The 21,377-nt window shown below is 35.9% G+C and carries 16 protein-coding genes; 11 read left to right on the top strand and 5 right to left on the bottom strand.

The annotated features are described in order from the left end of the window. Positions 1–91: 91 nt before the first annotated feature. Positions 92–1,468 (top strand): nucleotide 5'-monophosphate nucleosidase PpnN, encoded by a 1,377-nt coding sequence (gene ppnN, locus J3U27_RS08770; protein WP_220225506.1) that lies wholly within the window; start codon positions 92–94, stop codon positions 1,466–1,468. A gap of 73 nt (positions 1,469–1,541) precedes the next feature. On the opposite strand, the gene radA is transcribed toward ppnN, so the two are convergent. The 3 genes from radA to J3U27_RS08755 all read right to left on the bottom strand — a co-directional run bounded on the left by radA (position 1,542) and on the right by J3U27_RS08755 (position 4,436). After that, positions 1,542–2,918, bottom strand: coding sequence for a DNA repair protein RadA (radA, locus tag J3U27_RS08765; protein ID WP_065735252.1), 1,377 nt, complete (start codon positions 2,916–2,918; stop codon positions 1,542–1,544). Between the two features lie 9 nt (positions 2,919–2,927). Further along, positions 2,928–3,902: a phosphoserine phosphatase gene (gene serB / locus J3U27_RS08760; protein WP_065561764.1), complete on the bottom strand. Its 975-nt coding sequence runs from the start codon at positions 3,900–3,902 to the stop codon at positions 2,928–2,930. 192 nt (positions 3,903–4,094) lie between these two features. After that, positions 4,095–4,436 (bottom strand): winged helix-turn-helix transcriptional regulator, encoded by a 342-nt coding sequence (locus J3U27_RS08755; RefSeq protein WP_065735253.1) that lies wholly within the window; start codon positions 4,434–4,436, stop codon positions 4,095–4,097. Positions 4,437–4,541: 105 nt separating this feature from the next. Here J3U27_RS08755 and J3U27_RS08750 point away from each other — a divergent pair, with 105 nt between their 5' ends. Beyond that, positions 4,542–5,084, top strand: a complete 543-nt coding sequence (locus tag J3U27_RS08750) for an NAD(P)H-dependent oxidoreductase (RefSeq protein WP_065735254.1) — start codon at positions 4,542–4,544, stop codon at positions 5,082–5,084. Positions 5,085–5,138: 54 nt separating this feature from the next. Here the strand turns inward: J3U27_RS08750 and rsmB are convergent, their stop codons facing one another. Both rsmB and J3U27_RS08740 read right to left on the bottom strand, forming a co-directional pair. Next, the gene (gene rsmB, locus J3U27_RS08745; protein ID WP_267337686.1) at positions 5,139–6,425 is read right to left on the bottom strand and encodes a 16S rRNA (cytosine(967)-C(5))-methyltransferase RsmB; all 1,287 of its coding nucleotides are present in this window, start codon (positions 6,423–6,425) and stop codon (positions 5,139–5,141) included. A gap of 35 nt (positions 6,426–6,460) precedes the next feature. Further along, complete coding sequence (locus J3U27_RS08740; RefSeq protein WP_065561762.1) at positions 6,461–7,804, bottom strand: Na+/H+ antiporter family protein; 1,344 nt, start codon at positions 7,802–7,804, stop codon at positions 6,461–6,463. 444 nt (positions 7,805–8,248) lie between these two features. On the opposite strand from J3U27_RS08740, the gene plsB reads away from it, so the two are divergent. The 9 genes from plsB (at position 8,249) to J3U27_RS08695 (ending at position 20,799) form a co-directional block, all read left to right on the top strand. Beyond that, a complete protein-coding gene (gene plsB / locus J3U27_RS08735) occupies positions 8,249–10,681 on the top strand; it encodes a glycerol-3-phosphate 1-O-acyltransferase PlsB (protein ID WP_267342583.1) in 2,433 nt (810 codons plus the stop codon). A 298-nt stretch (positions 10,682–10,979) separates the two neighbouring features. Then, on the top strand, positions 10,980–14,048 hold the full coding sequence (fdnG, locus tag J3U27_RS08730; RefSeq protein WP_267377274.1) for a formate dehydrogenase-N subunit alpha: 3,069 nt from the start codon (positions 10,980–10,982) through the stop codon (positions 14,046–14,048). 15 nt (positions 14,049–14,063) lie between these two features. Continuing rightward, positions 14,064–15,038 carry a formate dehydrogenase subunit beta gene (fdxH, locus tag J3U27_RS08725; protein ID WP_081303434.1) on the top strand — a complete coding sequence of 325 codons (975 nt, stop codon included), beginning with the start codon at positions 14,064–14,066 and terminating at the stop codon, positions 15,036–15,038. Continuing rightward, on the top strand, positions 15,031–15,729 hold the full coding sequence (locus J3U27_RS08720; RefSeq protein ID WP_065561760.1) for a formate dehydrogenase subunit gamma: 699 nt from the start codon (positions 15,031–15,033) through the stop codon (positions 15,727–15,729). The genes fdxH and J3U27_RS08720 overlap by 8 nt, the downstream gene beginning before the upstream one ends. 88 nt (positions 15,730–15,817) lie before the next feature. After that, positions 15,818–16,711, top strand: coding sequence for a formate dehydrogenase accessory protein FdhE (fdhE, locus tag J3U27_RS08715; RefSeq protein WP_065735257.1), 894 nt, complete (start codon positions 15,818–15,820; stop codon positions 16,709–16,711). Between the two features lie 85 nt (positions 16,712–16,796). After that, positions 16,797–17,762: an ABC transporter substrate-binding protein gene (locus tag J3U27_RS08710; protein WP_267377273.1), complete on the top strand. Its 966-nt coding sequence runs from the start codon at positions 16,797–16,799 to the stop codon at positions 17,760–17,762. 251 nt (positions 17,763–18,013) lie between these two features. Beyond that, positions 18,014–18,991, top strand: a complete 978-nt coding sequence (locus tag J3U27_RS08705) for an ABC transporter substrate-binding protein (protein WP_065561757.1) — start codon at positions 18,014–18,016, stop codon at positions 18,989–18,991. Between the two features lie 66 nt (positions 18,992–19,057). Beyond that, on the top strand, positions 19,058–20,002 hold the full coding sequence (locus J3U27_RS08700; protein WP_065561756.1) for an ABC transporter permease: 945 nt from the start codon (positions 19,058–19,060) through the stop codon (positions 20,000–20,002). A 2-nt stretch (positions 20,003–20,004) separates the two neighbouring features. Continuing rightward, positions 20,005–20,799 (top strand): ABC transporter ATP-binding protein, encoded by a 795-nt coding sequence (locus J3U27_RS08695; protein ID WP_065561755.1) that lies wholly within the window; start codon positions 20,005–20,007, stop codon positions 20,797–20,799. Positions 20,800–21,377: the final 578 nt, after the last annotated feature.

Here is a 21,377-nt window from a genome sequence, read left to right as displayed (position 1 = left end):
TTTTTAGCTTATCTACAGCTTTGCTTAGTATTCATCATATTTCAGTATATAATGATTTCCTTGTCGATAAAACCGTCAAATGGAGGTTGTGATGATTACCCATATAAGCCCGTTAGGATCAATGGATTTACTTGCGCAGGCTGAAGTTGATATTTTAAAAAAATCAGCAAATAGCGAACTTTATCAATTATTTAGAAATTGCTCATTAGCTACCCTTAATGCGGGTAGTAAAACGGATAACACTAAAGAATTACTAGATAGATTTAAATCGTTCGAAATTAACGTTATCAGTAAAGAGCGTGGAGTTAAATTAGAGCTTATTGATGCACCTGAAAGTGCTTTTGTCGACAAACGCATTATTCGCTCCATACAAGCCAATCTGTTTGCGGTTTTACGTGATATTCTTTTTTTAAATGGCCAAATTACGGCAATTAAACACTTGGTACCTAACGAGAAGCTTGAAAAAGAGCACTCCTATTACATCACCAATCTTGTTTTTTCTATTCTGCGTAATGCCAATGCCCTACACGTTGGCGAAGAGCCTAATCTAATTGTTTGTTGGGGTGGACATTCAATTAACGAAAGTGAATATTATTATGCTCGTCAAGTTGGTATGCAACTTGGATTACGAGAACTTAATATCTGTACAGGCTGCGGTCCGGGAATAATGGAAGCACCAATGAAAGGCGCTGCTGTTGGTCATGCACAACAACGTATAAAAGATAGTCGCTTTATTGGTATGACTGAGCCATCGATAATTGCAGCCGAACCACCAAATGCATTAGTTAATGAACTTATCATTATGCCAGATATCGAAAAACGACTTGAAGCGTTTGTTCGAATGGCGCATGGTATAGTTATCTTTCCTGGCGGACCTGGTACTGCTGAAGAATTACTTTATATTTTGGGGATTATGCTCAATCCTGCTAATAAAAATCAGACTTTACCAATTATTTTAACAGGCCCAAAAGAGTGTGAAGATTATTTTGACGCGATTGATCAATTTATTCGTAATACTTTAGGCGAAGAAGCGACTAAATTGTATGAAATTATCATTGATTCACCTGAACAAGTTGCTCGCATAATGAAACATGGGGTAAAACAGGTTAAATCATCACGGTTAGCAACTGGTGATGCTTATGGGTTTAACTGGTTACTCAAAATTGATGAAGCATTACAGCACCCATTTGAACCAACCCATGAAAACATGGCATCACTTAATCTACATAAAGATCAGCCAGTTGAATTATTAGCTGCTGATTTACGTCGTGCTTTTTCTGGAATTGTTGCTGGTAATGTTAAAGAGTTTGGTATGAAGCAAATTGCTGAACATGGTCGCTATAAATTGCAAGGTGATCCTGAAATCATGAAGCAATTAGATAATTTACTGCTTAGCTATGTAAAACAAGATCGCATGAAGCTTCCTGGCGGTAGTGCCTATCAACCTTGTTATGAAATTTGTTATTAATTAACCTTAATATTAGCCAGTTATACTTCGCCGATACAAAAATCGGCGGAGTATTTAGCAATATTTGAACACTCTAAAGATCACTTAAAATATCTAACGCTTCCGACACTTTCTTAACAGCAAAGATCTGCATATTTTCTGGCTTTTTCTTTGGCATATTAGCTATAGGCACTATTGCCTTTTTGAAACCATGTTTAGCGGCTTCAGAAATACGCTCTTGACCACTTGGTACTGGTCGTATTTCTCCTCCTAGACCTATTTCACCAAAAATAACCACATCTTGTGGTAAAGGGCGATTTCGAAAACTGGATACCAATGCCGCAATCAATGCTAAATCGACACTAGTTTCGGTCACTTTTACCCCGCCAACAACGTTAACAAAAATATCCTGATCAGCCATTTGTAAACCACCATGGCGATGCAAAACCGCGAGTAAAAGTGCCAGCCGATTTTGATCAAGCCCGACAGTCACTCGCCTTGGATTGCCATATACAGAATGATCAACTAACGCTTGAATTTCAACCAGTAATGGACGAGTACCTTCCCATAACACCATTACCGAACTGCCCGATAACATCTCTTCACCACGACTTAAAAAGATTGCAGATGGATTACTGACTTCTTTCAATCCTTGTTCAGTCATAGCAAACACACCTAACTCATTGACTGCGCCAAAACGATTTTTATGGCTACGTAAAGTTCGAAATCGAGAGTCAGCATCACCATCAAGTAAAATTGAGCAATCAATACAGTGTTCAAGTACTTTAGGGCCAGCTAGTGACCCATCTTTAGTCACATGGCCAACCATAATAATGGCTATGCCTTTGGTTTTCGCAAAACGCGTTAAATAAGCTGCAGTTTCACGAACTTGAGCCACACTACCTGGCGAAGATTGAATATCAGCAAGATGCATAACTTGAATTGAATCAATAACCATTAACTTTGGCTGTGACTGCTCAGCAAGTAAACAGATCTGCTCAATACTGGTTTCAGACAACATATTAATATTATCCGTCGGTAAACCTAAACGATGTGCACGCATCGCTACTTGTTGTAATGATTCCTCACCAGTAACATAAAGCGTATTCATTTGTGCTGACAGTTTACTCATGGTTTGCAGTAGCAAAGTACTTTTACCTGCACCGGGGTTACCACCAATTAAGATAGCACTACCTGGTACTACACCACCACCAAGCACACGGTCAAATTCAGAAAATCCAGTTGAAAATCTGGGTAAGGCTTCCAGACTAATTTCAGATAATTTTTGGATTTTAGTTTGCCCTGCACCACCGGCATAGCCGGTTAATCGGTCATTGCGTGATGAACTACTAGCTAACCTAACTTCAGTAATAGTATTCCATGCATGACAAGCGCTACATTGACCTTGCCAACGAGGATAGTCAGCACCACAATCATTACAGACATAAGCGCGCTTTACTGTTTTTGCCAAATTCTTCTCCTAGCCTTCACTTAATAAACTGGTAGATAAGATGCACCATAAACCGGTTAAATCAGCATAATTGATGCTGATTCTTGCTTTTTCAACGACTTTAGGCTTTCCATGATAAGCAACACCAAGCCCCGCTATTCTAATCATCATTAAATCATTTGCCCCATCACCAATCGCAACAGTTTGCTCAATAGGAATATCTAAAGAGGTGGCTAATTGTTGTAACATCCGCGCTTTATATTTAGCATCAACAATTTGCCCATTAACTTTACCTGTCAGCTTACCGTTTTTAATTTCTAATTCATTAGCGTGAGCATCAATTAGTTTTAACTTCTGTTTTAAATGATTTGCAAAATAGGTAAATCCACCCGAAACAATGGCAACATGCCAATTTTTTTTATGCAACTCTTTAACTAAATAAGTTAATCCTGGTGTTAATGGTAGACTCTCTTTTACTTGTTCTAAAATATCTTGCTGTGCGCCTTTTAATGTAGCAACTCGTTTACGTAAGCTGGTAGCAAAATCAAGTTCACCACGCATAGCAAGCTCAGTCACTGCAGCAACTTGTTCTCCGACACCGTGTAATTTTGCTAGTTCATCAATACACTCAATACCAATTGCGGTCGAGTCCATATCCATGACTAATAAACCTGGGGAATGCAATGTAGGTAAATTATCAATTGGTGAAACATCAATACCTAATGTTAGCGAAATCGATTTGGCTTTTTTCGGCATTACGCCAGCAATACGTACTATTTGATAGGTTTTAATTTTCCAAGACGAAACCACAACCATTGGCATTGCAAGCTGTCTTTGAAATTTTGAAAGTAGTGTTTTATTTAACTTTTTCCCATAAATAATCCAACCCGTTTTACCCGCATTGTAATCCAATGGAACAACTTCACAACCATTTAAAGACAAAGGTAAACCTTGCCAATATTGAATATTTTCTGGGAGATCATTATAGGTTAATGTATAAGCCATATATCGAAAGTCTTAAAAATGTAAAACAGATTCGGAATTTACCATATCTACTAAAGATTGTCCAAGTAAGGATTATAAGAAGTTATTTCTTAAATTTTACGGCTCAAAAACCCCGTTCCTCAACTTTTTTTGCAAGAAATTTCATTGTTAATCAATAGTAATTAGCTTCAGTTTAGAAATGAAGAAAGAAGACTAAACAGATAGTCCCCACATACAAAGCTGTTCAAGTGCTGGGCCAATTTTTTCACCCAAAGGGGTTAATTTGTATAACACTTTAAGTGGTGGTTTTTCACCATATACACTACGAGTGATAAGTTCATCTTCCTCCAACTTTTTAAGCTGGATGCTCAGCGTCATATCAGTGATTTCAGGGATCACCACTTTTAACTCACTAAATCGTTTTTCACCAGAAAGCAAATAATAAAGGATAACACCTTTCCATTTTCCACCGATTAAATCCATAGCTAAACTTATTGGGCAATAATAGATTTTATTCTTATATCGTATTGATGATCGATGTTCACTGCTTTGCATACACATTCCTACTATCAAATTAGATAGATATTGCTGAAAAAATATTAATCACTAAACTAAAGAGAGTAACTAAATTTTTTATAGTATAAAAACAAAGGAACAATTATGCCATTAATTATTTTAGGTCACCCTAATATTGAACAATCAATTGCCAATAAAACGATTATTGAAACATTACAAGATAAAGTTAAGGATATTGAAATTCGTAATATTCACCAACTTTATCCAGATTACAAAATCAATGTACAAGAAGAACAAGCTGCTTTACTTAGACATGATCTTATCGTTCTACAATACCCTATGTATTGGTTCAACATGCCAGCAATACTTAAAATATGGTTTGATGAGGTATTAACCTATCAATTTGCTTATGGCTCGAAAGGCGATAAATTAAAAGATAAAAAGTTATTGCAAAGTTTAACTGTAGGACAAACAGAGCAAAATTTTCAAAAATATTCCCCTGAATTAATGAATCATTTACTTCAATCCGTAAAAACTTCAGCACTCTACACGCAAATGAAATACCTTTCCCCTGCCATTTTATATGGCGTGTCGCCTGTTATTGAGGGAGAAAAAACGACAATAAAAGCAAAAGCATTAAAGCATAGTCAGCAATTAGTTCAATTGATTGAAAATTACAGTAAGTAGCGCAATGTTAATACATTAATCATTTTTAAACAGAGCTGGCATTGTAAAAATGTACTAACTACTTTTTTTTAAAACAGCATAGAAAAAACCATCACCACCGTGTACAGTTGGTAAAAATTGTTTCGTATCACCCACAAGTTGGGCATTGCTGTTTTCTTGTAAAAACCGCTCAATTTGTAATCTATTTTCATCAGGTAGGATTGAACAGGTAGCATAGACTAAAGTGCCACCTGTTTTTAAATAAGACCAAATATTGGTTAAGATTCCATGTTGCAATTCAGTGAGTTGCGCAATATCACTATCTCGCCGTAACCACTTGATATCAGGATGGCGACGAATTACGCCTGTTGCCGAGCATGGTGCGTCAAGCAAAATTCGGTCAAATTGTTTACCCGAGCACCATTTTTCAGGTGTAAGACCATCACCCACTTTAACTTCTGCTACTTGTTTTAGGCGAGCCAGATTTTCTTCAATACGTTTAGCACGACCTGCATCAACATCTACCGCTAATAAATTTGCTTTAGGTGCAATTTCTAAGATATGGGTTGTTTTTCCACCTGGAGCGGCACACATATCCAAAATTTGCTCACCATTTTGGGGTTCTAACAAATATGCAGCATATTGAGCAGATAAGTCCTGTACGGTAACGGCTCCTTCAGCAAAATAAGGTAATTTCGTTACATTTACAGGCGATAATAACCTGATAGCACAAGGCAAATCAGCAAAAGCTTCTGATTCAATTTGCCGTTCAGTTAACAATTGTTGATACTCACTAACAGAATAGTGATTAAGATTAACGCGTAACCACATTGGTGGTTTTTGGTTATTGGCAGAAATGATTGCTTGCCATTTCTCGGGGTAAGCTTGCGTAAGACGATTAACTAACCAACTTGGATGCAAGGTTTGAGGTGCTTTATCATCCTGTACAAATTTTCGTTGTAATGATTCTTGTTGGCGTAAAAATTCACGCAATACGCCATTTACTAATCCTTTGAGCGCTGATTTTTTTAAATCATTTACTGCATTAACTGTTTCACCTACAGCTGCATGTTCAGGTATTCTGGTATATAAAATTTGGTAAATACCCACTAACAATAAATAGTGTAGAACTCGATTTTTCCCGGTAAGAACTTTATTCATCAAAGTATGAATATAAAAATTAAGTTCAGGTAAAACACGCATCACACCAAAACAGATTTCTTGCATTAGCGCGCGATCTTTTTCTGCTACTTTATGGCTAAATAACGTTAAGGCCGTACTAAGCGATTGCCCCTCTTCAAGTACGTTAAAAATCGCTTGAGCACAAATAGCTCGAATATTTGAGTGTGACTTTTTATTCATAACCAATAATGACCTTAACTCATCAATCTAAATATTTATAAAATTAATGATCCCACCCAACCAGCTATAAACAATGGAATATTAAAATGGGTAAAGGTTGGAATAACACTATCTCTTATATGATCATGCTGACCATCACTGTTTAAACCAGCAGATGTTGCTAAAATAGTATCTGAAGGAGGTGAACCTGCATCGCCAATCGCTCCTGACGCACCAATTAAACAAACGGTTGCTATTGGTGAAAAGCCCAACTGAACACATAAAGGAACATAGATAGCTGCAATAATTGGTACAGTAGAGAAAGATGAACCAATACCAAGTGTAATGATCAAGCCAACTAACATCATCATAAAAGATGCTACTACTTTATTCCCCGCGAATAATGAGGCACTATTAACAACTAAAGGTTCTATTTCATGAGTCTGTTTTAATACTTCAGCAAAGCCTTGAGCTGATATCATCACAAAGCCGATCATCGCCATCATTTTGATACCATCGGTAAAGATTCCGTCTGCCTCACCCCATTTAATTGAGCCTGAAGCAATAAAACAGATAAAGCCAATTAAAGCACCTAAAATCATCGATCCAGTATAAAGTTGGACAGTAAAAGAGAGAATAATTGCTAATAATGAGACGACAAGTGAACGAGTACTTACATTACTAAACTCTTCGGCATGGCTTTCTTCATGAATCAGTTTATATTGTCTCGGTTTACGATAACTAACGAAAATAGCCCAAAGTAGACCAACAAACATACCAAAAGCCGGAATAGCCATAGCATGCATAACATTAACATGGCTAACATCCATCCCCGATGAAATAATATTTTTTAATAAGATTTGATTTAAGAAAATATTACCGAATCCGACAGGTAAAAACATATATGGTGTAATCAAACCAAATGTCATGATACAAGCAATCATTCGTCTATCTAGTTGCAATCTCGACATTACATATAATAGTGGCGGAATTAACAACGGTATAAAAGCAATATGAATTGGGATGATATTTTGTGAGGAAATACTAACTAACCCGATTATGATAATTAACAACCATTTAATTCGAGTTTTAGCATCATTAGTCGTTAACTGCTTAATGGCTTTGTCAGCTAACAATTCTGGTAATCCTGATTTTGAAATTGCTACTGCAAACGCACCAAGCATAGCATAAGAAAGCGCAATATTAGCCCCGTTGCTAATCCCAGTATTAAAAGCGTCAATTGTTTCTTTTAATGTTAAATGGCTACATAAACCACCGACAAAAGCACCAATGATTAAGCTAATCACCACATGAACACGGCAAAGCGAAAGGACTAACATTAAAATAACTGCAACAACCACTGCATTTACCGAGGAAAACAGCTCAAGAATAGTATTCATAAATAGATTCTTCGTAGCAAAATAAAGATAGTTATTCTAGGCGATAGATATATAAAGTGCAATTGTTAGTATACGCTTACTAGCGTAAATTATTTTTTAGGTAAGACTAAAGAAAACTTATAATAAATTTAATGCTAACATTGCAAATAAAGAATAACCGATTTGTATCCTTAATGAAAATTGTGTGAATAACTTGCTTTAATTAACGGTAATATTCAATTCATGCTGATATGGTGCTGATAGAAATAAACCTTTATAATACGTTGTCATTATCATAATGTAATCACTACAAGATTATGCAAATTTGCTATACTGTAACGCATATATACTTGGATTAATGTTTTTTATATTAGAGTATCATATCAATTTACAGCTTAAACATTCATTATTAGGTTGGTAAATAAATAACTTAAAATGATTTAAGTATATAGTTAGCAACAAAGTATGAGGTTTATTTTTATGTTTTCTTGGTGGACAAAAATTTATTTTTCACTAATTCAAATTCCTGTTAAGCTTTTTGTTAAAAGTAAACCAATTCCTACCGATCCCATTACTGAACTGGACCTCGATATCCATCGTCCAATTTTGTATGTGCTTCCTTATAACTCTCAAATTGATTTAATGGTAGTTAGGTCGCTTTGTCTAAAATATCATTTACCAGATCCTTTATTAGGAATTGATATTAATGATAAAACTGTACCTGCTTATATTTATATCGATAAAGGGCCAGGAATTTTTGCTTCAAGTAAACAAAAAAATAAATCTATCGAAATTTTAAGGGAATACATTTCAGCGCATCAACAAAATGATGAACTTGATGTTCAAATGTTGCCTGTATCTGTCATGTTTGGTCGTAAACCAGATAAAGAAGGCAAAAAAATGCCTTCACTGCAAGTGTTAGGTGCTACCTATAAACTTTATAAAATCTTAATTTCTGGTCGTGACTGCTATACTCGATTTTCTCGGACCGTATCTTTTAAAGATATTAAAGTCGACGATAAACAAGATATTTCTGTTTTAGCTCATAAGCTTGCACGTGTAGCACGTATTCACTTTGCTAAACAAAGAGCGGCTTCTGTTGGTCCTAAATTGCCTGTTAGACAGGAAATGCTTAATAAATTATTAACTAACCCAGCTCTTGCTGAGGCAATACAAGAAGAAGCTAAAAGTAAACATATTGGGCTAGATAAAGCCAAGAAAAATGCTTTATCACTTCTAAATGAAATCGCGGCTAATTTTTCTTACCGCATGCTAAGAGTGACTGACTTTGTTCTTACTTGGGCTTGGAACAGACTTTATCAAGGTTTAAAAGTAACAAACGCTGATCCAGTTCGAGAGCTTGCTGAAAATGGACACGAAATCGTTTATGCACCATGTCATCGAAGTCATATGGACTATTTGTTATTGTCTTATGTACTTTATCGGCAAGGATTAGTTCCACCACATATTGCAGCTGGTATCAATTTAAATTTCTGGCCAGCAGGCCCTATCTTTAGGCGCTTAGGGGCATTTTTTATCCGCCGTTCATTTAAAGGTAACAAACTCTATACCGCCGTATTTAGAGAGTATTTAGCAGAGTTATTTATCCGCGGTTATGCCGTCGAATATTTCATTGAAGGTGGGCGCTCACGCACAGGAAGACTACTCGACCCTAAAACCGGAATGTTGTTGATGACAATCCAAACTTTATTACGGGGTGATACACGCCCAATCACAATTGTCCCGGTCTATATTGGTTATGAACATGTTTTAGAAGTTGCCACTTATGCTAACGAGCTGCGTGGCGCTAAAAAAGAAAAAGAAAGCTTGTGGAGCACAATTAAAGCCTTCTTCAAATTAAAAAAACTAGGCTTTGGCTACGTTAACTTTGGTAGCCCAATACCTTTAAATCAATTTTTAAATCAGCATATACCTGAATGGCGAGATGCTATTGATCCTACAGGAACACAGCGCCCTAATTGGTTAACACCAACAACTAATTTGCTTGCGAAACAAATTATGGAGCACATCAATTCTTCGGCTGCGATTAATGCTATGAATTTATGTTGTTCAATATTATTAGCCGCTGATCAATGCACATTAACAAAAGTAAAATTATTAGAGCATTTAGATTATCTTTTAAAATTATTGAAAAACATTCCTTACTCTGATTTGATTACCATTCCCGATCAAACTGCCGAAGAGATGTTTGAACATGCCAAAGAAATGGGTAAATTTGTCATTACTACTGATGAAGTTGGTGAAATGGTGGGGTTAACGACCGAACAAGCAGTATTGATGACCTATTATCGCAATAATATTCAGCATTTACTGATTATACCAGCAATTGTGGCTAGAATTTTACTTAAACATAATCGCATTTCAATTGATGAAGTACTTATGCAGGTTAAATTGCTCTTCCCTTTAATAAAATCAGAGCTATTTTTATATCATAATGAAGATCAATTAACTGAATATGTTAATAAAATTATTGCAACTTATGCTGATTTGAATCTAATAAGTTATTCACCTGATAAATTAACATTGAACTACTTAAAAATGTCAGGATTACAGTTGTTAGCGTCATCATCAAGAGATACATTACAACGCTATGTCATTGCATTTTCATTGTTGCAAAAAGATCCGACAATTAGTCGTGCAACCTTAGAAAAAGAAGGACGTTTAATTGCAGAACGGCTTTCAATATTACATGGTATAAATGCCCCTGAATTTTTTGATAAAGGTGTTTTTTCAACACTAGTTGCTTCGCTTCGGGAACAAGGTTATTTAGATGATAAAGGTGATGCAAATTTACCGAAAATCGAAACTATGAATAATATACTTAAACCATTAATTACTAACCGTGTAATGCAAACAATTGATGAAATCAATCCTTAAAAATTAAATTATCTTGGGCTTACTTGATTATTTTGGGTAAGCCGAATAAACTTCAATCATTAAATAAAGTATCTTTTTTTATGCTTTATCACTGTTTTCTAAATAATTTTATTCTTTATAGTCTTCATTAACAAATTTAATAAATAGCACTATTGTTTTTTTGACATATGTCAAACTTTTGTGAAAGTATACCTTTATTTCCATTCAATTAAATATTATCATTACAATTAGTAAGGATGTTTATAACATCGAAAAAATTAGATAATAAAATGTAATGTCAGCTTTTTAAGGAGTTCATATGCTATTTAACCGTAGACAGTTCTTTAAGATCTGTGCTGGTGGCATGGCAGGAACAACTGTCGCTACTTTAGGATTAATGCCGAATGTAGCGCTTGCACAAACTCGCCAATATAAATTGTTAAAATCAAAAGAAACGCGAAATAATTGTACTTACTGTTCTGTTGGATGTGGAATGCTCCTTTATAGCCGAGGAGATGGCGCTAAGAATGCCGAATCGTCTATTTTTCATATCGAAGGCGATCCTGACCATCCTGTTAGTCGTGGTTCACTTTGTCCGAAAGGTGCTGGCGTACTCGACTATATTAAAAGCGAACAACGAGTTAAATACCCTGAGTATCGTGCGCCAGGTTCTGACAAATGGCAACGAATCAGCTGGGATGAAGCAATTGACCGCATAGCTCGCTTAATGAAAGCTGACCGTGATAAAAATTTTCAAGAAAAAAATGAACAAGGAACGACGGTTAACCGCTGGACAACTACTGGCTGGCTTGTGACTTCTGCTGCGAGTAATGAAACTGGTTGGTTAGCATTTAAAGTTGCCCGTTCTTTAGGAATGCTAAGCCTTGAAACTCAAGCTAGAGTTTGCCATGGGCCCTCAGTATCTAGTTTAGGTGCGACCTTTGGTCGAGGCGCCATGACCAATAACTGGAACGATATTAAAAATGCTAATGTGGTTATTGTTATGGGCGGTAACGCAGCTGAAGCCCATCCAGTTGGTTTTAAATGGGCAATTGAAGCCAAAATTACTAACGGTGCAGAACTCATAGCGATTGATCCACGCTTTCATCGAACCGCTTCGGTAGCTGATCATTATGTACCTATTCGTGCAGGTTCAGATATCGCTTTTCTACTTGGTATCATTAATTACCTTATCACTAATAACGAAGTCAACTTTGAATATCTTATAACACACTCTAATGCTAGCTTAATTGTGCGTGACGATTTCAACTTTGATAATAATAGTGGATTGTTTAGTGGTTACGATGCAGAAAACCGTCAATACGATCAAACCAGTTGGGCATATCAAAAAGATGAAAATGGTTTTGCATTAAGAGATAAAACATTAAGTCATCCGCGCTGTGTTTGGAATTTACTAAAACAACATGTTAGTCGCTATACGCCAGAAATTGTAAATAAAATAACGGGTAGTCCTGTAGATGGCTTTTTACATGTTTGTCGTTCACTCGCCAGTACTAAAACCAATGATCGTGCGGCAACTTTCCTATATGCATTAGGTTGGACTCAACATACTTATGGTACACAAATCATCCGCACTGCAGCAATGATTCAACTGATTCTTGGTAATATTGGTGTCATGGGTGGTGGTATAAATGCTTTGCGTGGTCACTCAAATATTCAAGGATTAACTGATGTAGGTTTACTGTCTAATCGATTACCTGCTTATCTTGATCTACCAAAAGATTCTCAAACATCGCTTGAACAATACTTAGCAGAAAAAACACCAAAACCTCTTGGTCCAAATGAGGTTAATTTTTGGGGTAATTACCCTAAATTCTTTATTAGTTTTATGAAAGCAATGTATGGTGATAAGGCAACTGGGGATAATAATTGGGGATTTGATTGGTTACCAAAATGGGATAAAACCTATGATATTTTACGTTTTAGTAAAATGATGCGTGACGGACAAGCTAATGGTTTTATTTGCCAAGGGTTTAACCCACTGGCTGCCTTACCTGATAAAAATAGTATTCGTGAGGGATTATCCAAACTCAAATTCTTGGTAAATATCGATCCATTGCCAACTGAAACAGCCGAGTTTTGGAAAAATCATGGTGAATCAAATGATGTTGATCCAAGTAAAATACAAACAGAAGTCTTTAGACTTCCGACCAACTGTTTTGCAGAGGAAAATGGGACAATTGTTAACTCATCACGTTTATTACAATGGCATTGGGCAGCAGCTAGACCACCTTATGAATCACTTTACGACCCAGAGATTATTGCGCGAATCTATTTAAGAATTAAAGAGCTTTATGAAGAAGAAGGCGGCGCTTATCACGAACCAATTAATAATTTAACTTGGGATTATCAAGATCCTGAAGGTCCGGCAGCCGAAGAGTTAGCAAAAGAGTGTAATGGTCGAGCATTGGCTGACATAACGGACACTAATGGCAACATCATCCTTAAAAAAGGCCAACTATTAAGTGGTTTTTCTCAATTAAAAGCCGACGGAACGACCTCATCTGGAATTTGGATATTTTGTGGTTCTTGGACTGAACAAGGTAACCAAATGGCTCGCCGAGATCCTAGTGACCCATCAGGTAAGGGTATTCATGCTGGCTGGGCTTGGGCTTGGCCGATGAATCGACGTGTACTCTATAATCGTGCTTCTACTGATGAAAATGGAAAACCATGGGATCCAAATCGGATGTTAATCAAATGGAACGGAACAAGTTGGGTCGGCAATGACGTACCAGATTTTACTGCCACGTTATCACCTGATTCTGGAGCGGGAGCCTTCATCATGAACAATGATGGATTAGGTGGGCTGTTCTGTTTGAATCGTTTAGTTGATGGACCATTTCCTGAACATTATGAACCATTTGAAACACCAATTTCAAATAACCCAATGCACCCTAAACAAATAAATAGTCCAGTAGCTCGAGCATTTAAAGAAGATTTAGCTCGCTTAGGTAAAGCAGATGAATTTCCTTATGTTGGTACAACATACAGTATTACTGAGCACTTCCACTTTTGGACGCAACATGCAAGATTAGCTTCAATAACACAACCAGAACAATTCATTGAGCTTAGTGAAAATCTTGCGAATAAAAAAGGCATAAAATTGGGCGATACAGTGAAAGTAACGTCATATCGAGGTTATATCAAAGCCAAAGCAGTTGTGACAAAACGTTTACCTACTTTGACAGTTGATGGTAAAGAGATCGAAACCATAGGAATTCCAATTGTTTGGGGATTCACAGGTCAAACTAAAAAAGGCTTTTTGGTTAATGAATTAACACCGCATTTAGGTGATGCTAATTCACAAACCCCAGAATACAAGTCCTTCTTAGTCAACATCGAAAAAGTTACCACAGCGGCATAAGAAGGAGGATAGATTATGTCATTACAAACTCAAGATATTATTCGCCGCTCAGCAACTAATGCCCTAACACCTGCACCTAGGGCAAGAGATTATCAGCAGGAAGTAGCTAAATTAATTGACGTGACCACCTGTATCGGTTGTAAAGCTTGTCAGGTAGCTTGTAGCGAATGGAATGATCTGCGAGCAGAAGTAGGAAATACCGTCGGCGTTTATGATAATCCAGCTGACTTAGAACCAAAAGCATGGACCGTAATGCGTTATTCAGAAGTTGAAATCAATGGCAAATTCGAATGGCTTATACGTAAAGATGGTTGTATGCATTGTGCAGATCCTGGTTGCTTAAAAGCGTGCCCATCTGAAGGAGCAATCATTCAATATGCTAATGGGATTGTCGATTTCCAATCAGAACACTGTATTGGATGTGGTTATTGCGTCGCAGGATGTCCATTTAATATTCCACGTGTTAGCAAAGAAGATAACCACTCTTATAAATGCACATTATGTGTTGATCGAGTTGCTGTTGGTCAAGAACCTGCTTGCGTAAAAACCTGCCCTACTGGAGCAATTCATTTTGGCACCAAACAAGATATGATTCGCCATGCCGAACACCGAATTGTTGATTTAAAAAAACGTGGATTTGAAAACGCAGGACTCTACAATCCAGAAGGTGTCGGCGGTACTCATGTTATGTATGTACTCCATCATGCTGATCAACCTGAACTTTACCATGGATTACCTAAAGATCCTCAAATTAGCGAAATCGTTAAATTCTGGAAAGGCGCATGGAAACCACTATCAGCTGCTGCTTTTGTTGCTACTTTCGGCGGATTACTCTTCCACTACATGGGGGTAGGTGCAGTTGAAGTCGATGACGAAGATATTGAACACGAAAAAGAAGCGGACAAACAAGCAAGAAAACGTTTAGGATTACCTATTTTAGGTCGAAAAAATAGTCCTAATTCAACACAATCGGAGGCTCGTCATGAATAAGAAAGGAATGATATTAAGAACACCACTTATTGTACGCTTCTGTCATTGGTGTATGGTCTGTTTGTTTATATTAACTGCGTTATCAGGTTTATCTTTATTTTTTCCATCAATCAAGTTATTTGGATTATTTCTTGGCACACCACAATTGGTGAGAGCTTTACATCCTATAATTGGTTGTGTGGTATTCATTTTATTAATGTTCATGTTTATCAAATTAGCTCATCACAATATTCCAAATAAAAATGACCTTTTATGGATTAAAAACTTTAAAAACGTGATTATGGGAAAAGAAGAAGGTATCCCAATTGGTAAATATAATGTTGGCCAAAAGTTTTTATTCTGGTGCATTATGAGCTTAATCTTTGTGCTATTCGTTACGGGCTTGATAATGTGGCGCCGATATGTATCTGATTATTTTCCTATTCAAATAGTCCGAATCGCAATATTTTTCCACTCTTTTGCTGCTATTTGTCTTATTTTACTGGCTATTGGTCATGCTTATATGGCAATTTGGGTTAAAGGGTCTATAAAAGGAATGATAACTGGATATGTATCACGAGCGTGGGCATTTAAAAACCACTCCTCATGGTACGAAGAAGAAATGAAAAAAGTCTATCAGCAAGAACTTAAAGACAATCAAAAGAACGATATTGAGCCATCATCTCAAACAGAACAAAAACCTGCTTTATAAGAATAATTAATCTCCGCTGATATAAATCAGCGGAATTCTTAGCCTATTAGATTAATGATGGAAAAAATAACAAAATTGGTAATCAAGAATGAGTATAAAAATCATCCCACGAGAGCAGCTTGAACAACAAAACACCGTAATTAGACAGATTCCCTTACTCTTTTATCCATCACCGAAAACACTTTATATTCATCGCGCCGAGCGTTTAAAAACGCTAGCACGAAACAATTCTTTAAGTGATTATTTAAATTTCTGCGCTAAGATTGTCGAGCAACAGGCTATTTTAATCAAAAAACCTATTGATATCTCTCCATCACTTAATAATGATTTTCCGCCATTAAGTTTGGAAAACTTACCATTAAATGATATTTGGCAAGATTATTTATTAACATTATTAAATTCATTTTCAAATACAACCTATCAAATTCAATCTGTTATTGAACAATTAAAACAAAACGATTCCAATCAACTTCAAGAGAAAGCACTCAACTTACTCAATGGTAAATTTACTTTGGTTGACGGTAATGAATCCATATTTATTTGGTCAGCTTTATCAGTCTATTATTGCCAACTAGCTAGTCAAATTAAAGGCAAAGCCGTCGCTGAAAATACCAATGAAAGCTGGCTATGCCCAGTGTGTAATAGTATGCCAGCTGCGAGTATTATTCAGCTTGGTGCAAATAATGGATTAAGATACCTTCATTGTAGCTTATGTGAAAGCGAATGGTATGTACCACGAGTGAAATGTACTTGTTGTGATAATATGCAAGATATTCAATACTTCTCTTTGGATAAAGAATTAGCTGCAATAAAAACCGAGTGCTGTGATGCTTGCCATAGCTATTTGAAAATCTTAGACCAAGATAAAGATCCTCATATCGAAATCATTGCTGATGATATTGCCTCATTAATATTGGATATCAAGACTGAAGAAGAAGGATTTGCAAAAAGTGGGTTAAATCCTTTTGTCTTTGCCCAATAAGAAATTACAAAAGTTAAAAATATTACTTAACATTTTGTAATATTGAGATTAGAATCATATCACTGTACTAGTTTACGAGTTCTTTATGATGAAACGCGCTATAATTTTAATATTGATGTTAGTAATTACGCCATTTTTCTGTTTGGCTAATGCGGTAAAAAATGTTGCGATAACAGCAATTGTTGAACACCCTTCATTAGACCAAATCCGTGATGGAGTAAAAGATGAGTTAACAGCAAATGGATTTAAGTTAAACGATAATTTAAATGTCCAATATCGAAGTGCCCAAGGTAGTAGTGCAACAGCCGCACAAATTGCCAGACAGTTCGTTGCAGCTAAACCAGACGTCATCGTTGCAATTGCAACACCAAGTGCTCAAGCAACAGTTGCCGCAACTAAACAAATACCCGTTGTTTTTGCAGGAATTACTGATCCAATTGCAGCAAAATTAATTAAAGATTGGAATCCCTCTCATAACAATGTCACTGGCGTTTCAGACTATCAAGAAATAGGCCCTCAAATTGAATTTATGAAAAAAGTTGTGCCTAATGTAAAATCTGTTGGTTATATTTATAGTCCTAGCGAAATTAATTCCACTGTAGTGTTAAAAAATCTTCAAAATGAACTTAGCCAACAAAATATTTCATTGGTGGCGGTGCCTGCCCAACGTACAGCGGATATTTCAACCGCAGCCAATACATTGAAAGGAAAAGTTGATCTGATCTACACCACAACAGATAACAACGTTGTTTCAGCTTATGAATCATTAGTTAAATTTGCCAATGAAAATAAAATCCCACTGTTAGCATCGTTTCCTGATGCCATTGAGCGAGGAGCTGTTGCTGCTTATGGAATGAGCTATTACGATGTAGGTCGTCAATCAGGTAAGCTGGTGGTAAGAGTTTTAAATGGAGAAGATCCTGGCAATATTAAACCCGAAATCGGACAAACATTACGCCTTGTAGTCAATACTGATGCAGCCAAAAAACAAGGAATCTCTTTACCTCCTGACGTTATCGGGTCTGCCTATAAAGTTATTGGTCAAAAATAAAATCATATATCTAAATAAAATCAATTCTTTGTCCATTTTAATGGGCAAAGAATGTTCAAAAACCCCGTTCCTCACCGCAAAATTTTTTAAAGTATTATTGATAAGCCTATTTTATTCATAATTCCCTGCAATAAGGTGTATTAAAATATTTACACATATACTTTTCATTAAATCTAGAAAATTATCTGTTTTTGCTTTATAGTAAACGTATATTTAGGTTGGTTGTAAAATAAATATTACAGGAGCACCACATGCGGAATTTAATCATCAAGCTTTTTATGTTACTTAGTTTATCTGTAGTAACATTTTTTTCATTAGCAGATAATAAATCTGAGCAAAAATATGTCGCGATAACAGCAATTGTAGAACATCCTGCATTAGATAATGTTCGCAAAGGTGTTGAAGATGAATTAAAAGATAATGGCTATATTGTTGGTCAAAATTTAAAATTACAGTTTGCTAGTGCTCAAGGTAGTAGCGCTAATGCTGCCCAAATAGCAAAACAATTTGTTGCTAATAAGCCCAATGTTATCGTTGGTATTGCAACACCTAGCACCCAAGCTTTAGTGGCAACAACCAAAACGATTCCTATTGTATTCACTGCTGTCACTGATCCCGTTGCTGCTAAATTAACACCTAGTTGGGAAGCTTCTAAAACCAATGTAACTGGTGTATCAGATGCATTATCTTTAGAATCACAAATCGATATGATGTTAAAAATTAAACCTGATGCAAAAAATATTGGTTATGTTTATAGCCCAAGTGAAGTAAATTCCACAATTGTGCTTAAAGAATTACAAGTTGCACTTGGAAAACGCGGCATGAAAATTATTGCTGCACCAGCACAACGAACATCTGATATTTCAACCGCCGCAATAAGTTTAAAAGGAAAAGTTGATCTGATCTACACAACAACCGATAATAACGTCGTTTCAGCTTATGAAGCATTAGCGAAGGTTGCCAATGAAAACAAAATTCCTCTTCTTGCATCAGATCCTGATTCAGCTGAACGAGGTGCAATTGCTGCTTTGGGAATGAGTTATTATGACCTTGGTCGCCAAGCAGGTAAAATTGTTATTCGAATTCTTAATGGTGAAAAACCAGGTGATATTCCACCACAAGTTGGTAACATCACACAATTAACTATTAATAAAAAGGCTGCTGAACGCCAAGGTGTCACTCTATCTGAAGAGGTTTTAAAATCAGCAGCAAAAATTGTTGAAAAATAATTTATTAAACCGTTTTAATAACTAAACCGCCTACTTTGGCGGTTGCTTTTTTTAGTGGATATTTTCATGTCATTTGAATTTTTATTAGGCTCAGTTGGAATAGGACTTATTTACGCATTAGTTAGCTTAGGCGTGTTTATATCGTTTCGACTACTTGACTTCCCCGATCTAACCGCTGATGCGAGTTTCCCACTTGGTGGGGCAGTATGTGGTTTGTGTATGTATGTCGGTATTGATCCATGGATTGCAACTTTTCTAGGTATGTTTGCAGGTTGTATTGCCGGTGCAATGACTGGACTGTTATATGTTAAACTTAACATATTACAATTACTATCAAGTATTATCGTGATGATAGGCCTTTATTCAATTAATCTAAGAATTTTAGGTTTAGGACCTTATCTCATGGATGAAACACCAAGAATGGCTGGTTCGCCTAATCTATCTTTACTCGATGCAAAAACTATTTTCTCTCCATTTATTAATGAAGATTATAGTAATCAATATTTAGTACAACCACTTATGGTTTTAGCTTTTGTTGTTGTATTTTGGTTGCTACTTAACCTATTTTTAAATACCCAAATCGGATTGGCTTTAAGAGCGACTGGTACTAACCAACGAATGGCTAAATCCCAAGGAATTCCAACAGGTGGTATCACTATTTTAGGTATGGCAATTTCAAACGGATTAATCGCACTTGGTGGTTCATTATTTGTTCAAACTCAAGGCGGTGCTGACATTACTATTGGGGTGGGAACTATTGTTATCGGCCTTGCATCAATCATTATAGGTGAAAGTATTTTCCCAACAAAACGCATTTGGGCGGTTATGATTGCTGTTATTTTCGGCGCTATCTTATACCGTTTATTTATTGCCTTTGCACTTAGCAATGAATTTTTACAAGAGATCGGTGTCGGTACAGAAGATTTAAATCTTATCACGGCAATATTGGTTGTTTTAGCTTTAGTCTTACCAAAACAACTGAAAAAATACTCAAAAAGAAGAGGGAAGTAAGCATGATCAATGTTGGGCAATTGCAATTGACGTTTAATCAAGGAACACCAATTGAAAATCATGTATTACGAGGTTTAAATCTCAATATCAGTGAAGGTGAGTTTGTTACTATAATCGGTAGTAATGGCGCAGGAAAGAGTTCTTTACTTAATGTGATTAGTGGTGATTTGATTGCTGATTCGGGACATGTGATTATTAATAATAAAGATGTGACTCGTTGGCCTGCTTGGAAAAGAGCCGGTATGGTTGCACGAGTATTCCAAGATCCTATGGTAGGGACATGTGAAAATCTTACTATTGAAGAAAACTTAGCGATTGCTTATAACCGAGGTAATAGTTTCACTTTACTACCAGCATTAAATCGCAAGCTGAGGGCCTTATTTAAAGAAAAACTAGCAACACTCAATTTAGGCCTTGAGAATCGCTTATCAGATATGATGGGATTATTATCAGGAGGACAAAGACAAGCAGTAAGTCTATTAATGTCGACATTACAACCATCTAAGATTTTATTACTTGATGAACACACTGCTGCACTTGATCCCAAAACAGCACAATTCGTTTTGGATCTCACTAATGAAATTGTTTTAAAAAATAAGTTAACCACAATGATGGTTACCCATTCAATGAAACAAGCTTTAGAATACGGCACAAGAACAGTCATGCTTCATCAAGGGCAAGTGGTGCTTGATGTTTCAGGGGAAAAGCGAGATAAATTAACCGTCAATGATTTATTAGAGATGTTCGAAAAAACTCGCGGTGAAAAAGTAACAGATGATGCCCTACTTTTAGGCTAATAATAAAAATTTAAAGCAATATTTATTTAATGAATATTGCTTTTTTCAATCTATTGTTCATTTATTCAATCTCCATTAACACAAAATCTAACAAGCTTTTATCACTCACTATTAATGGTTATTGATTTTGTGAGCATTCTCATCTCAAAATCCATATTTTATCTACTAAATTAACTTTCGTTTCATTTAAGCGTTATTCATCCAATCATGAAGTCATTAAACCCTTCAATTATTAATTTAATAATTTTGTTAATTTGGATGTATTTAGTATTTTAGAAAAAATTACTTTTTCCCCAAATTATCTTGTTACTAAAGATAATATGAAAGAAATTATGATGTTTTTAAGTTATAGGCAAGTAGCATTTAACGTATTAATCATTTAAAAAAAGTGCTTTGTTCTATTCTTTTATTTTCGTTGATTATTAAGTTGCTTAAAATATTAGAGAGAGATAGGAGTTTATTTGCTCAATAGTATTAAAAATACTGATCCCTAAATGCAAAAAAGCCCAGCATTGCTGCTGGGCTTTCGCTCTAATTTAAAAGTCTGGCGGCACCCTACTCTCACATGGGTAATACCC

Source organism: Gilliamella sp. B2911 (genome assembly GCF_026536965.1).
GTDB lineage: Bacteria > Pseudomonadota > Gammaproteobacteria > Enterobacterales > Orbaceae > Gilliamella > Gilliamella apicola_E.
The sequence above is the reverse complement of the archived record's forward strand: the minus strand, read 5'-3'. Positions and strand labels throughout refer to the sequence as shown.

What these genes read in the sequence shown, in the direction of transcription:
- ppnN (WP_220225506.1), top strand. Translation starts at nt 92, where the DNA reads ATGATTACCCATATAAGCCCGTTAGGATCAATGGATTTACTTGCGCAG.
- serB (WP_065561764.1), bottom strand. Translation starts at nt 3,902, where the DNA reads ATGGCTTATACATTAACCTATAATGATCTCCCAGAAAATATTCAATAT.
- J3U27_RS08755 (WP_065735253.1), bottom strand. Translation starts at nt 4,436, where the DNA reads ATGCAAAGCAGTGAACATCGATCATCAATACGATATAAGAATAAAATC.
- J3U27_RS08750 (WP_065735254.1), top strand. Translation starts at nt 4,542, where the DNA reads ATGCCATTAATTATTTTAGGTCACCCTAATATTGAACAATCAATTGCC.
- rsmB (WP_267337686.1), bottom strand. Translation starts at nt 6,425, where the DNA reads ATGAATAAAAAGTCACACTCAAATATTCGAGCTATTTGTGCTCAAGCG.
- J3U27_RS08740 (WP_065561762.1), bottom strand. Translation starts at nt 7,804, where the DNA reads ATGAATACTATTCTTGAGCTGTTTTCCTCGGTAAATGCAGTGGTTGTT.
- plsB (WP_267342583.1), top strand. Translation starts at nt 8,249, where the DNA reads ATGAGGTTTATTTTTATGTTTTCTTGGTGGACAAAAATTTATTTTTCA.
- fdnG (WP_267377274.1), top strand. Translation starts at nt 10,980, where the DNA reads ATGCTATTTAACCGTAGACAGTTCTTTAAGATCTGTGCTGGTGGCATG.
- fdxH (WP_081303434.1), top strand. Translation starts at nt 14,064, where the DNA reads ATGTCATTACAAACTCAAGATATTATTCGCCGCTCAGCAACTAATGCC.
- J3U27_RS08720 (WP_065561760.1), top strand. Translation starts at nt 15,031, where the DNA reads ATGAATAAGAAAGGAATGATATTAAGAACACCACTTATTGTACGCTTC.
- fdhE (WP_065735257.1), top strand. Translation starts at nt 15,818, where the DNA reads ATGAGTATAAAAATCATCCCACGAGAGCAGCTTGAACAACAAAACACC.
- J3U27_RS08710 (WP_267377273.1), top strand. Translation starts at nt 16,797, where the DNA reads ATGATGAAACGCGCTATAATTTTAATATTGATGTTAGTAATTACGCCA.
- J3U27_RS08705 (WP_065561757.1), top strand. Translation starts at nt 18,014, where the DNA reads ATGCGGAATTTAATCATCAAGCTTTTTATGTTACTTAGTTTATCTGTA.
- J3U27_RS08700 (WP_065561756.1), top strand. Translation starts at nt 19,058, where the DNA reads ATGTCATTTGAATTTTTATTAGGCTCAGTTGGAATAGGACTTATTTAC.
- J3U27_RS08695 (WP_065561755.1), top strand. Translation starts at nt 20,005, where the DNA reads ATGATCAATGTTGGGCAATTGCAATTGACGTTTAATCAAGGAACACCA.